General features: G+C 57.4%; 9 protein-coding genes. 2 read left to right on the forward strand and 7 right to left on the reverse strand.

Going from position 1 to position 13,445, the window contains the following annotated elements:
• Positions 1-422: 422 nt before the first annotated feature.
• Positions 423-1,304 carry an alpha/beta hydrolase gene (locus BLR44_RS10965; RefSeq protein WP_218127052.1) on the forward strand — a complete coding sequence of 294 codons (882 nt, stop codon included), beginning with the start codon at positions 423-425 and terminating at the stop codon, positions 1,302-1,304.
• Positions 1,305-1,408: 104 nt separating this feature from the next.
• The gene (locus tag BLR44_RS10970; protein WP_089681777.1) at positions 1,409-2,884 is read left to right on the forward strand and encodes a DUF1593 domain-containing protein; all 1,476 of its coding nucleotides are present in this window, start codon (positions 1,409-1,411) and stop codon (positions 2,882-2,884) included.
• Positions 2,885-2,989: 105 nt separating this feature from the next.
• Here the strand turns inward: BLR44_RS10970 and BLR44_RS10975 are convergent, their stop codons facing one another.
• The 7 genes from BLR44_RS10975 to BLR44_RS11010 all read right to left on the reverse strand — a co-directional run bounded on the left by BLR44_RS10975 (position 2,990) and on the right by BLR44_RS11010 (position 13,441).
• A complete protein-coding gene (locus tag BLR44_RS10975) occupies positions 2,990-3,742 on the reverse strand; it encodes a hypothetical protein (RefSeq protein WP_143017236.1) in 753 nt (250 codons plus the stop codon).
• A gap of 6 nt (positions 3,743-3,748) precedes the next feature.
• Entirely contained in the window at positions 3,749-4,246 is a 498-nt protein-coding gene (locus tag BLR44_RS10980) for a hypothetical protein (protein ID WP_089681779.1), read from the reverse strand.
• Between the two features lie 314 nt (positions 4,247-4,560).
• The gene (locus BLR44_RS10990; protein ID WP_143017237.1) at positions 4,561-4,884 is read right to left on the reverse strand and encodes a hypothetical protein; all 324 of its coding nucleotides are present in this window, start codon (positions 4,882-4,884) and stop codon (positions 4,561-4,563) included.
• Between the two features lie 105 nt (positions 4,885-4,989).
• A complete protein-coding gene (locus BLR44_RS10995; protein ID WP_089682795.1) occupies positions 4,990-7,191 on the reverse strand; it encodes a S9 family peptidase in 2,202 nt (733 codons plus the stop codon).
• A gap of 311 nt (positions 7,192-7,502) precedes the next feature.
• Positions 7,503-8,945 (reverse strand): T9SS type A sorting domain-containing protein, encoded by a 1,443-nt coding sequence (locus BLR44_RS11000; protein WP_089681782.1) that lies wholly within the window; start codon positions 8,943-8,945, stop codon positions 7,503-7,505.
• 241 nt (positions 8,946-9,186) lie between these two features.
• Entirely contained in the window at positions 9,187-10,689 is a 1,503-nt protein-coding gene (locus tag BLR44_RS11005; RefSeq protein WP_089682797.1) for an aminotransferase class V-fold PLP-dependent enzyme, read from the reverse strand.
• Between the two features lie 148 nt (positions 10,690-10,837).
• On the reverse strand, positions 10,838-13,441 hold the full coding sequence (locus BLR44_RS11010) for an ABC transporter permease (RefSeq protein WP_218127053.1): 2,604 nt from the start codon (positions 13,439-13,441) through the stop codon (positions 10,838-10,840).
• Positions 13,442-13,445 lie beyond the last annotated feature (4 nt).

Raw genomic sequence — 13,445 nt, forward strand, 5'->3', positions numbered from 1 at the left:
TTGTAAGTCAGGTCAAAATTTCTTCGTGGTTTCATAGAGGACAAGATAGGAATTAGGGGCTTCTATTTTCTGTCCGTCGAAAGCTAGGAAGTTCACGCTTGGGTATAAGACGCCCGAAACTATCTACAACCTAGCCGCTTGAACCAACTTAAATTCTAACGAACGCTGTCCTAACATTGGGGACCACCATAGGCAAAGGAGTGCAAAGAGGTGCTTGCCGCCAACGGAACCCGTCGGTAGGCAGGGCGTACGCGGCCGGAGGTTGGTGCGTAAGGTCTCCCCTTCTTTTATTTTCTTTTTCCGGGAGATCCGCTATTTTTCGTTCCCTTCCCGGCCGGCTTCTGGTGAGCCATCGCAAGCGCGTGCCGGGAACGCGTTGAAATCTAGCAACCTATTTTCTCCCTGCACCCATGCGTACCACCATGCCCTTGCTTGCTTTGCTTCTGTGTTCACAGGTCCTCCTGGCCCAATCGCGGGAAGTCCGGATTTATCCAGGTCCGGCGCCTGGTTCCGAACAATGGAACTGGAAAGAGAAGCAAAACAACCGGAATGCCATTCAGTTGATGACGGTCTTCAACGTGGTTAACCCTACGCTGACGGTGTTTCCGGCCGATCCTGGTGTTGCCACCGGGGCGTCCGTCATCATCTGCCCCGGCGGCGGTTTTCACTTCCTGGCGATCGACAACGAGGGGAACGACGCGGCCCGGTGGCTCGCGAAAAAAGGCATTACGGCGTTTGTGTTAAAGTACCGGACGGCGCACATCGACACCGACGATCCGTTTGCGGACATGATGGCGGGCCTTAACGGACCGCGGCAGGCCGCCTGGCACGCAGAAAACGAAGCGACCATTCCACTGTCAATTGCCGACGGGCGGGCCGCCCTCGCCTACGTCCGGCAACACGCGGCTGACTTCGGCGTCGATCCCGACCGGGTGGGCATCCTGGGCTTTTCGGCCGGGGGGACGGTGACCGCGGCGGCAGCGTTTGACTACACGGCCGCCAACCGACCGGCGTTTGTGGCCCCGGTGTACGCCTACATGCCCGACTCGTTGCAAGGGTCTGTCGGGTCCGATACCCCGCCCCTGTTTGTGGTCTGCGCTTCGGACGATCAGCTGCACTTGGCTCCGCACAGTGTAAGTCTGTACAGCAAGTGGCTGGCCGCCGAACGCCCCGCCGAACTGCACATGTACGCCAAAGGCGGTCACGGGTTCGGGATGAACACGCAACACCTGCCTTCGGATCACTGGATCGAGCGCTTTGCGGAGTGGCTCGCGCAACAGGGCTTCCTGGCGCCGCAACCTTAACGCCATACGGAAGGCGGTGAGTCACGTAGCCGCCTTTATCTTACCTCCGTAGTCGTCCCGAAGCCCCTGCCTTCCACGGTTTTTGTTCCCACTCACGTAACCTCATGAAAAACCTGCTGCGGTCCGCCGCCCTCTGCTTGTGCGTGTTTTGCCTTTCGCTGTGTGCGCTCGCGCAATCGTCTACCCGCCCCCGCGTCCTGGTCCTGACCGACATCGAAGCCGATCCGGACGATGCCCAATCGATGGTGCGCTTTCTCGCCTACGCCAACGAGTTCGATATAGAAGGACTGATCGCGACGACTTCTACCCACCAGCGGATACGTGTGGTACCGGAAAGCCTTCACCAGTTGGTCGACGCCTACGGGCAGGTACAGCCTAATCTGGCCCGACACGCCGACGGCTTTCCGACCGCCAAGGCCCTGAAAGGCATGATCAAACAGGGGCTACCCCGCTACGGCATGGAGGGCGTGGGCGAAGGCCAGGATTCGGAGGGATCGGATTGGATCATCCGGGTGCTCGAAAAACTGGATGCCCGGCCGGTATATGTCGCCGTGTGGGGTGGCGTCAACTGCCTGGCGCAGGCCCTGTGGAAAATTCAGCACACGAAGTCCAAGGCACAGGCGAGGACTCTTTACCAGAAGCTGCGCGTCTACACCATCTCCGATCAGGACGACGCCGGTCCCTGGATACGGAAAACCTTTCCCGACGTGTTTTACATCGTCAGTCCGGGCAGTTACCGCCATGCGACCTGGGTGGGCATCACCGGCTTTATTCCCGAAGCTCAACAGGAGGTCAACAGCAATGCGTGGCTTGAAGAGCACATTCAACAGGGGCACGGTCCGCTCGGGGCGGCGTATCCGGACGTGGCCTACGGCATGGAAGGCGACACGCCCTCGTTTTTAGGCCTGATTCCCAATGGGTTGAACGATCCGGAACATCCAAATTACGGCGGCTGGGGCGGCCGCTACGAGCTGTATACACCCGCCTACGAAGCGCCTGCCACCGCCCCTCAGCCCGGTCGCACGCAGGGTGGGGCCATGGTCACCGGTCCTGAGGCGGGTCCGGAAACGCGGCCGATCTGGACCAACGCGGACGACACCTACACGCCCTTGCGCTCCTCCCCCTGGGGAAGGCCGGTGGTGGCCGATACGATCACCTACACGTCGCCCCAAGTGACACTTTGGCGCTGGCTGGAGGATTTTCAACACGACTTCGCTGCCCGTATGGACTGGATGGTCATGGACTACGCAGAGGCCAACCATCCGCCCGTGCCCCGACTGACGCACCCCGACGTGCTGCAGGTCAAATCCGGCGAAATCTTTAGCCTGAATGCCACCGGCACCACCGATCCGGACGGGGATGGCTTGAGTTACTACTGGTTTCAGTACCCGGAAGTGGGTACGTACAAAGGACTCGTCAGCCTGGCTCCGTTCTCCCCCAACTTAGCGAACCTCCACACGGTTGTGGCTCCCGAGGTGACCTCAAAACAAACCCTTCACTTTATCCTGAAAGTGACAGATAAGGGCACGCCTGCCTTAACGCGCTACAAGCGGGTGATCGTCGAGGTGTCGCCCCGGTAGCGGGCAGGGACGCGCTTTCACGCTGCGCCGGCCCTGGTGCGCTGAAAGTTACTATTGGGACGAGGTGCCTGCACACGACTCTTGGCGGGGAGGGCCACGTATGAGTCATCTATCCTCGTTTACGTTTTCCAACTCCACGATGAGGGCATCCACGATGGCGCCGAGTTCCTCAAAACTCCGCACCAGTTCAGAATAGAGGAACAGGTGATTGTCCAGCAGGTTTTCAAATTCCAGCTCCATCAGCACGGCCCGGTTGTCCTGCACGATCGTCGAAGCGGGGAACGGCGCCTGGTTGAACTGATCGATATTTTTGAACGCGATGCGCCGGTTGAGGTAGGGAATAAACTCGCTGGAAAAGATAGTAATGAGCGCGTCTTCCAGTTTGTAGTAGCCCCCACTCACCGTTTTGTACTGGAACAAGAGTGACCTGATGTCAGGATTGTCGATCTGCTCGATTTTGTCGGACTCGATGACTTCCTGGTAGACGATGAACGAGGGATTGTACGATAAGGTAGCTAACGAACGATTGAGCAGACTATCGAATTCGTGGATGCCAAAGGCTTCCGGAGAGGTGCCGGTATGATTCAGAATCTGGATGATGGCCCGCTGCGTGGCGATGCTCTGGTCAACGTTGCTGGCGTGCATCTCTTTCGCCGCACGGAACTCCGTTTCCAGGGCTCGGTAAATCCGATCTCGTTCCCTGTCGTTTTGTCGGTTGGCGTTCCAGGTATTCACCTGCAGGGCCAGCAGAATCCCGATCATCACCAGCGCAATTTCCCCGACGGCGTACAGCAGGTATTTCCTGAACTTTCCCTCACCCACTACGTTTTGCCGGACCCTACGGAGAAATTGAAGCATTGAAGATTAGGCTATGTCAGCGCGATATTTTCTTTTACGTACCTGTTTTAGCTTCTTTTTCAACTCTCTATAAAAAAGAGAATAATCCTTACTGTCCACAGTCATTTCATCTATTCTTAACGCGGCTTTACCTTTAAACTCTAGCTTTAACCGTTGAAATTTTAAATACTTATTCCTATTTGTGAATAACCTTACGATGTTGAGAGGATTGCTTGGAAAATCAGTATTAATATTTCTCTTAGTGTACTTAATCAGTGAATGTAAATTCCTTTCTCTACTAAACACGCCTAAGAAGTTTTTTTTAATCAAGACATTGTCGTTTAATTGGTAATTCTCGATCCTCCAAATTCCGTATAAAGCGACCAAAGACCACATACCTATCCAGAGCCAACCAAAGTTTGTTAAAGCAAAGCCATATGTAATCAGTAAAGGGATCGTAAAGCAACAGCTATACCCTATGATAACATAAGGAATAGTAACATCTGCCTTAGTTTTTATTCTCATACTGTTTGCGAAGAGCAGGTTTGGACACAAGGGGAATTATAGAAACACAGATAACTCATCAAGCTATATCCCATTATTTTTTTTCGTTTAATATCTTTCCGGATACCAATCTTAAATATTCATCTGTATCGTTGATGAATATTTCGGCTTGTTTTTTTGATTCAGTAACGTCAATCCTATTCAAGCTTAGCAAAGCACTGCGTTTAACATAGTTATCCTCGTCATCGCAGATTAGATTCATTAGTAACTCTCTTCTATCTGGGATATCAATCCTGCTTAGCAATTCGGCAATTTGCCATCTAGCCTGTCCCTGATTAGATTTTACAACATCGCTTATAAATTTGCCTTTGGGTAGGTACCAAGCTGCTCTCTATTTTTTCTAGAGTTGTTTCTGATTCATTATCAATAGCAAGAATCTGAATCAGCAGTTCTGCTACTTCTTCATTGTAACCGAGATTCAAAGAATCGATAATTTGATCAACCGCTTTGTACAGAATCTCCCAATTAGGATAGTCGGTCTCCCACTCACCACCCCCTCTATTGGATGCGTACTGATCTGGACCCATACCAGCCCATTTCCAAAAAACAGAAATTTCTCTCTTGCAATCCAATCTTTTAGTTGTTTTTACATGGAGCACAACGCGCCTATGTACGCTAAGTAGTGTATATCCCACCCAATCGGTGGATATGCGCTACTTCTGAGTTCGGTTTTAACAAAATTCTCAGATAAGATTCCTTCTGACCTACTCGCTCTCCTCGCTTTTGATGCGTGGGTCGTCCTGGATGGTGATCTCGAAGGCGTCGGGAGGGGTGGCGTGCATCAGGTGCTCCACGAAGTAGTCCCAGCGGCGGCGCATCATGTAGTAGCTGTCCTTGCCGTAGCCGTGGCGCGCGTTGGGCAGGACCAGCATGTCGAAATCTTTGTTGGCTTTGATGAGCGCATCGGCCACCAGGTAGGAGTTGTAGGGCGGCACGTTGTCGTCCAGGCCGCCGTGGACCAGCAAGAGGTCGCCCTTCAGGTCTTTCGCGTAGAGTTGGTTGGCCTGCAGGCCGTAGTTGGTGTTGCCCTGTTCGGCGGGCACTTCCAGCCCGACGTAGCGCTCGCCCCAGTCGTCCTCGTAGTTGCGGTTGTCGTGGTTACCCGATTCGGCAATGCCCACTTTGAAGAAATCCGGGTACTTGAACATGGCCGACACCGTCGCGAATCCGCCGCCGGAGTGGCCCCAGATGCCCACGCGGTCCAGGTCCAGAAAGGCGTAGCGGTTGGCCAGTTGCCGCAAGCCCGCCACCTGATCGGGCAGGGTATTCTGACTCATGTCGCCGTAACAGGCGTCGTGGAAGGACTTGGAGCGGTTCGGATTGCAGCTACCTTCCAGTTCCATCACCACGAAGCCCAGCTCGGCCAGCGCCTGGTTGTCGCGACGTCCGGCCTGGAAACTCCAGGAGCGCACGCTACCGCCCTGCGGTCCCGGGTAGATGTAGACGATCACCGGATAGGTTTTCGTGCTGTCCAGGTCGGTCGGCGTGTAGAGGAGGCCGTAGAGGTCCCAGCGGTCGTCGGCCGAGCGGACCGAGAACGGCGTGGGCGGCTGCCAGCCGGTGGCCTGCAGGCGGGAAAGGTCGGTCTTTTCCAGCGTGGCGATCTGCTTGCCTTTCGTGTTTTTCACTTGGAAAATGGGCGGCACGTCGGGTTGCGAATACGCATCGAGGAAGTACTGGTGGTTGGGTGAGAACTGCACGGCATGGTCGCCGGTTTCGGGCGTCAGCAGCGTCAGGCCCCGGCCGTTCAGGTTGACGCGGTAGAGGTACCGGTAGTAGGGATTGCCCCCTTCGCGGCCACTGGCGATGAAGTACACGACCCGCGCCTTCTCGTCGACGTGCAGCACCTGCCGCACCACGTAGTCGCCGGAAGTGATCTGGTTTTTCAACTGACCGCTGGTGGCGTCGTACAGGTAGAGGTGGCCCCAGTCGCTCCGCTCCGAATACCAGATGATTTCGTTGCTGCCCGAGAGGTAGCTCCAGTTGGCCGTTCCCTGCCCCGATTCGTACTGCGTATCGACGATCTCCTCAAACACGTCGCGCACCGCGCCGGTTTCGGTGTTGGCGATGCGCACATGGGCTTCTTTGTGGTCGCGGCTGGTCGAAACAAACGCCAGTTGCTTTCCGTCCTCGCTCCATTCCACGTCACCCAATGTACCGTCGCAGGCGATGTCGTCGCAGAGGGTACCGCGCCGGGCGTCCGGGCCCATCTTCAGGCGAACCATCTTCGGTTTCCCGGTGGTCAGGTCGATGATCACGCGGTGGATCTGGATGATGGCCGAATCACCGGGCAGCGGGTATTTCCACGCCTGAAGCTCGGGTGCGCCGACTTTGGTTTCAACCAGGTACATGTCCTGCACGTGCCGCTGGTCCTGCTGAAAAGTGGCGATCTTTTTCGAGTCGGGCGACCAGCTGAGGATGGGACGGTCGCTGTGCTTCCATCCGGCGTTGTCGGTCGCGTAGCCGAAGTCTTTCACGCCGTCAGTGGTCAGGGCCATCTCCTTGCCGGAAGTCGAGTCGCGCACCCAGAGGTTCCAATCGCGGATAAAGGCGATGTATTTTCCGTCGGGCGACACCACTTCGTCGCGCGAAGGTCGTTTCGGTTCCGGCTGGGCAGCAGCCTTTTCAAACAGTGCGGCTTTGGTATCGGCGGTGACCCATTTTTTCGTCGCTGGATCGAACAATTTGAATTCGGCCTTATCTTCCGTCAGCAATTGGTACCACAACCGGTTGTCGGGCAGCCATTTCGGGTCGATGTCGCCATCGACAAACCGGGCCAGGTTTCCGTCCAGCATGGCAGCGGCCCGCTCGTAATCGGCTTCGGTCAGCGTGGGAGCCGTTTGGCCATGCACAAACGTTCCGCCCAAGAGGCAGATCAGGAACAGAAGCAAGCGTGTGTGTTTCATTAAAAAATCCAGGAAAAGCGTCTCAATCGAATTCCGAAAGATACCAAGTTTACGCGGGATGCGCACACGACACCGGCCTTCCTGAGGAGGCGTTCCACGCGGGGCGTTCCACGCGGGGCGTCCGGTTGCACAACTTCCTGGTGCGGCTACATTTCCTGCGGCAGGGATGGAGGCTAGAGCGTAACGCGCGCCGGGCGACGCGTCGGCCTAGGAGAAGTCCGCTTGCAAAAAGACGTCGGTTGGCCCCATCCCCCGGCATAAAAAAAGCCCTCGAACGTTTCCGAGGGCTTTTCAGACGCAACACGTGCGTGTCAGTGTTTGATGAACTTGCGCACGTAGGTCGTTTTGTCGGCGTAAGCCCGCACGACGTAGAAGCCGGCAGACAGATCGCTCACGTCTACCCGCCGATCTCCCTGCACCGTTTTGAGCACACGCCCGTTCAGGCCGACCACGTCGATCCGGTCGATCCGGTCAGGGCCGTCCAGGTACAACAGACTCGCCGTCGGATTGGGATAGAGCCGCAGTTGTGGTAATTGAACCACCGCCTCGCTCGATGTAATCACCAGGCTGTAGCTGACCAGTTCGTCGAACAGGATCTCGCCGGTGAAGGTATTTCCGATGCCCTCCGAACCTACCACCACCTGCATCTGGATCTCCCGAATTGCATTCAGGTAGAGTACACTGTCGTAGGATTGCATCCAGCTCGGAATGGCAAATTCCGCAAACGGCACCAGCACCTCCTGCCACGCGCCGGACGAGTCGGTCAGCACGTTGGTCAGGCTGGCGTGCCACTCTTCCGTCCCGCCCGTGCTGTTCACAAACAGCTTGATGGTCAGGCTCGCCACCGGATCGTTCAGCGGCGTGAGCACCTTGTACGCCAGCCGGAGTCCGGTTTCGTCGGTCAGGTCGGGAAAGACCTCTCCCTCCATCGGCTGCGATTGCAGATCGACACTGCCGCCCCAGCCCTGGTCGGCCACGATGTTGTAGTTGAGCATCAGCGAGCTATCGCCCTGTACTTTGTCGGTCGAGCCCATCAGGGTGTAATCGCCCTCCGTGCTGTTTTTCCAGCTACTGACCGACGCCGCTCCTTCAAAGTCTTCGAGCAACTCGCCCACCATAATGGGGTCGCCCGGTTCCACTTCCAGGCCATACGAGGCGAGGCTATCGAACAAAATTTCGCCGGTGAAGGTATTGCCGATGCCTTCTGAACCTACCACGACCTGCATTTGGATCTCCCGGATCTCGTTCAGGTACAGCATGCCGTCGTACGACTGCATCCAGCTCGGGATGGCAAACGCAGAAAACGGCACCGATGCCGATTGCCATTCGCCGGACGGATCGGTCAGCACATTGGTCAGGCTGGTGTGCCACTCTTCCGTCCCGCCCGTGCTGTTGACAAACAGCTTGATGGTCAGGCTCGCCACCGGATCGTTCAGCGGCGTAGTGACTTTGTAGGAAAAGCGCAGACCTGTTTCGCCACGCAAATCAGGAAACACGGTGCCGCCTTCGGGTTGCGATTGCAGATCGACGCTGCCGCCCCAACTCTGGTCGGCCACGATGTTGTAGTTGAGTACCAACGAGCTATCGCCCTGTACTTTGTCGGTCGAGCCCATCAGGGTGTAGTCGCCCTCCGTGCTGTTCTTCCAGCTGTTGACCGACGCAGCGCCGTCGAAATCTTCGAGCAAAATGCCCTGGGCAGCGGCACCGCACATGCTGCCGCACGTGAGTAAAGAAAAGAGTAGAAAACGCTTCATGAGAGTGTCAATGTAGGTTTGAGGTTTATAAAAAGTAATGGTGTTGTTTTTTGCAGCCGGAACATGCCACCCGAAAGGGGTATGCTCCCTGCCTGGGAAACAATGGGGTCGAGGGCCCACACCTACTCACCTGCGCCTAAAAATTTCCTTCTTGCACGGATTGTTCGACACGCATAGGCAACGCGTCTAAAAAGTAACCTCTCAACAAGAGAAAGGAATTAAAACTTGATCGATGCCTCCCTTACGGCAAGGCGACTCGCTCCGAAACCGGCGTCAGCGGGGTATTGAACCAAGCGCTGACCTGCTGCTGCATGTACCCGTCTTCCTCCGGGCGACAGAATGCCACTTCGTTGTGCCGATCGATGCAGTAATCTTTCGCCCATGTGGGGTGATGAGCGGCCAGTTGCCGAAGGCTTTCCACAAGGTAGCGGATCTCGGCGTCGGAGGTGGTGGGGTGCAACGACAACCGAATCCAGCCCGGTTTCTGCGAGTAGTCACCCTGGTTGATCAGTTCGGTAATGCGCCGCGAGTACTCGCGTTCCACGTTCAGCAGGTAATGGCCGTAGGTGCCTGCGCACGAACAGCCGCCCCGCACCTGGATGCCGAAACGGTCGTTCAGGATTTTGACGCCCACGTTGTAGTGTAGCCCGTCGATGTAAAACGAAACCACCGCCAGCCGGTCGCGATGCTGCGGGGCCAGAAGGTGCAGGTTCGGAATCTGGCTCAGCGGTTCCCACAACAAGTCGAGTTGCTCTTTCTCCCGGCGCAGCATGTTCTCCACGCCCATCTCTTCTTTCAACTTGATGCACAGCGCCACTTTGATCGTCTGCAAAAATGCGGGCGTGCCGCCGTCTTCGCGCGCCTCGATGTCGTCGACGTACTTATGCTCCCCCCAGGGGTTGGTCCAGTCGACCGTGCCGCCGCCGGGGTTGTCAGGTACGGCGTTGTGGTACAGGCTTTTGTGGAAGATGAGAATGCCGGTCGTGCCCGGTCCACCCAGGAATTTATGCGGCGAAAAGTAGATGGCATCCAGGTGGTGTCCCTCCTGCGGCGGGTGCATGTCGATGTCGATGTACGGGGCCGAACAGGCAAAGTCAACGAAACAGTAGCCCCCGGCGGCGTGCATCCGGGCGGCAATGTCGTGGTAAGGGGTGAAGATCCCCGTCACGTTCGAACAGGACGTCACTGCCGCCATTTTCAGTTTCCGGTGCTCGTATTTTTCGAGCAGGCGATCCAGGTCGTCCAGGTCGACCAATCCGTCGGCATCGGCACCGATAATTTCCACGTCGGCCAGGGTTTCCAGCCACGAGGTCTGGTTCGAGTGGTGTTCCATGTGGGTGATGAACACCACCGGGCGGTCCTCTTCCGCCAGTTGGATCAGCCCTTTGTAACGCTCGTGGACGCGCAGGCCCAGAATGCGCTGAAATTTGTTCACCACGCCCGTCATGCCCGAGTAACACGACAGAATGCAGTCGTCAGGACCGGCATGGACGTGTTGTTTGATGAGGTGCAGTGCCTGGTGGTAGGCATCCGTCATGCCCCGGCCGGTGCTGTTGGTTTCCGTGTGGGTATTGGCCACAAACGGGTAAATCGCCTCGCACAGCCGCGCCTCGATGGGACGGTAGAGGCGTCCGCTGGCCGTCCAGTCGGCGTAAACGATGGGTTGGTGCGCACCGTAAGGGCTGGAAAACTCCTGGTCGATGCCGATGATCTGCGTACGAAAGGGCGTAAAATGTGCTTCCATGGGATGGGGTAAGCCGGGCGTGAAGATGACGAAGCCAGACAAAGATAAGCTTCTTCGTTACGCGAACATAAACTCCCACCCTTTTTCCTGCGCCATCACCGTCCACTACTCCATTCCGTTCCGCCACGTAGTTTCCGTTTCCGGACGCCTATTCGCTTCTCAGCGCCTTCACCGGATTGGCCACTGCCGCGTGGAGCGTGCGGGTCGCGACGGTCAGCAAGGCGATCAGCAAGGTTGCCGCACAGGGCACGGCAAAGAGCCACCACCCCAACGCAATACGGTACGGAAACGCTTCGAGCCAGCGCTGCACGGCCCAGTAACCCAGCGGAATGGCCATGACAAACGCGATTGCGACCAGTTTCAGAAAATCGCCTGACAACAGCACGACCAGTTGCGACGTGGCCGCACCCAGCACCTTGCGGATGCCGATTTCCTTCGTCCGTCGTTCGATGGAGAGGATCGCCAGCCCGAACAGGCCGATGCAGGAGATGAACAGCGACAGCCCCGCGCCGACCGTGATCATCTGTTTCCATTTCTGCTCGGCTTCGTAGTGCCGGGCGTTGATCGTGCTGGTGAATTCGTAGTCGAAGGGGCGGTAGGGTTGCAGGCGGTGGTGCGCCTCCCGAACGGCCGTCAGCCCGCGCGCCCGTTGGCCCGGTGCCAGTTTCACCCACAAATCGCCGGTGCCGACCTGAAACAAGAGGGGCGTGATTTTCTCGCGCAGGGAGACAAAGTGATGGTCTTTCACCACGCCTACCACGGTGAACGGTTTGTTGGCGTAGGTCACCACCTGCCCGACGGGGTCGGTCCAGCCCGCTTCCCGCACGAACGTTTCGTTGACCAGCACGGCCTGGGTCGTGTCGGTCGGAAAGGCCGGGGAGAAGTTGCGCCCCGCCACAAGGGGAATCTGCAACGCAGGCAGGTACTGATCGTCGATCCAGCTGATGGCAAAGTCGATGTCCCGGTCGCCGATCGTACCGCGGGTGTAGCTCTGTCCGCCGCTTTTGGTCGCCACTGCCTGCAGCGCAGGCTCGTGGGCCAGGGTCTCTTTCAGTTGCTGCACCAGGTCGTTGTGCCGGCCCCGCCCCAGGTACACCTGAATCAGGTTCTGGTCGTTGTACCCCAACTCTTTCGTGGTCAGGTACTGCATTTGCGCGTAGAGCGCCGCCATGCCGATGAGCAGAAACGTCGCCAGCGCGAATTGCAACACCACCAGTCCCTTCGTCAGCCCCTGTTTTCCCACGAACCGGTGGCGGTGATAAAGCGTCTGCACCGGACTGTAGCCCGACAACACCCACGCCGGATAGAAGCCCGCCAGCAGGCTCGTCACCACAAACAGCGCCACGTAGCTCAGCACCAGCTCAGCATCGAACAGGAACGACACACTCAGCCGCTTGTTTGCCAATTCGTTAAAAAAGGGAAGCACCGCCTGCACGAGCAGCAACGCCGCCACAAACGCCAGGAAGCACAGCACGAACGACTCACTCAAAAACTGCCGGATCAGTTGCCGCCGCTGCCCGCCGATCACCTTCCGCACCCCGATCTCTTTGCCCCGCTTCAGCGAATGCGCCACGGTGAGGTTAACGAAGTTGATGCAGGCGATGAGCAGGATGAACACCGCGATGCCGCTCAGCAGGTACGTATACATCGGATCGCTGCCGTCGTGGAGGCCGTTGCGGATGTCGCCGTACGTAGGGTCAAGGTGAATCTGTTCAAAGGGCTGCAACCCAAAATGCACTTTCTCCTGAAAATTGAACTCGGCCTTCATCCGCTCCAGCTCGCTGTACGCCCGACTCAAAAATACCTCGTCGAGTTTGGGTTCGACCGCCGTACGGTCAGCGTCGGGCTGCAACAGCAGAAAGGTGTTGATGTAAAAACCGATCCACGACAGGTCCGTGAACTGCGACTCGCGGTAGGCAAACGGCATCAGCACCGAAAACTGAAGGGAAGAATTTTGCGGGGGATTTTCGGCAATGCCCGCCACCACGAACGACTCGAACGTGTCGCCATCGCCCAGCTCCAGCGTTTTGCCCAGCGCTTCGTCCGTCCCGAAATACTTCTCCGCCGCCGCTTCGGTCAGCACCACGTGGTGTAGTTCCGACAACACCGTTTCGGGCGCTCCGGCCCGCAAGGGGAACGAAAAGACCGAGAAGAAATTGGCATCCACGTAGAGCACTTCCTCCTCGAAGGTTGCGTCGCCGCGCCGCACAATGCGGGGATTGGATTCGATCCGCACCGCCGCCGCCACTTCCGGAATCGCCTCGGCAAACGACGGCCCGACCACTTCGTTGGTGCTACCAAGCTGATGGATGCCGTCCGGCCCGCTCATGGTGGCGGTGACGCGATAAATACTCGACCCCCGTTCGTGAAAACGGTCGAAACTCACCTCGTCTTTGGTATAGAGGAGGATAAGCATGCAACAGGCCAGCCCCAGCGAGAGGCCCGCCACGTGAATGAAAGAGAAGACACGGTGCCGGCGCAGGTTGCGCGCGGCCACGAGGAGGTAATTCCGGAACATGGCAGGATCGAAAAAAGGTAAAGGTTCAGTTGGAGGGCGTTTGAAGGCAAAAGGTCGCAGGAATCCCAGCACATCGCGCACGTACCGCCGACGGGCTTCGCGGACGTCCATCGTCAGGAGGCGCTCCTCAAACCGCTCCAGGAGGTCGCCCTGCATCTCTTCGCGCAGGTGCGGCGGACAGCACCAGGCCAGCAGGCGTTCGGCCCAGCGCGGGGGGTGTGACGAATGGGGCATGGGG

The organism is Catalinimonas alkaloidigena, from assembly GCF_900100765.1.
Classification (GTDB): Bacteria; Bacteroidota; Bacteroidia; order Cytophagales; family Flexibacteraceae; genus Mooreia; species Mooreia alkaloidigena.

Bases quoted from the DNA above. Each gene is read 5' to 3' on its own strand.
- BLR44_RS10965 (WP_218127052.1), top strand. From the start codon at position 423: ATGCCCTTGCTTGCTTTGCTTCTGTGTTCACAGGTCCTCCTGGCCCAA.
- BLR44_RS10970 (WP_089681777.1), top strand. From the start codon at position 1,409: ATGAAAAACCTGCTGCGGTCCGCCGCCCTCTGCTTGTGCGTGTTTTGC.
- BLR44_RS10975 (WP_143017236.1), bottom strand. From the start codon at position 3,742: ATGCTTCAATTTCTCCGTAGGGTCCGGCAAAACGTAGTGGGTGAGGGA.
- BLR44_RS10980 (WP_089681779.1), bottom strand. From the start codon at position 4,246: ATGAGAATAAAAACTAAGGCAGATGTTACTATTCCTTATGTTATCATA.
- BLR44_RS10995 (WP_089682795.1), bottom strand. From the start codon at position 7,191: ATGAAACACACACGCTTGCTTCTGTTCCTGATCTGCCTCTTGGGCGGA.
- BLR44_RS11000 (WP_089681782.1), bottom strand. From the start codon at position 8,945: ATGAAGCGTTTTCTACTCTTTTCTTTACTCACGTGCGGCAGCATGTGC.
- BLR44_RS11005 (WP_089682797.1), bottom strand. From the start codon at position 10,689: ATGGAAGCACATTTTACGCCCTTTCGTACGCAGATCATCGGCATCGAC.
- BLR44_RS11010 (WP_218127053.1), bottom strand. From the start codon at position 13,441: ATGCCCCATTCGTCACACCCCCCGCGCTGGGCCGAACGCCTGCTGGCC.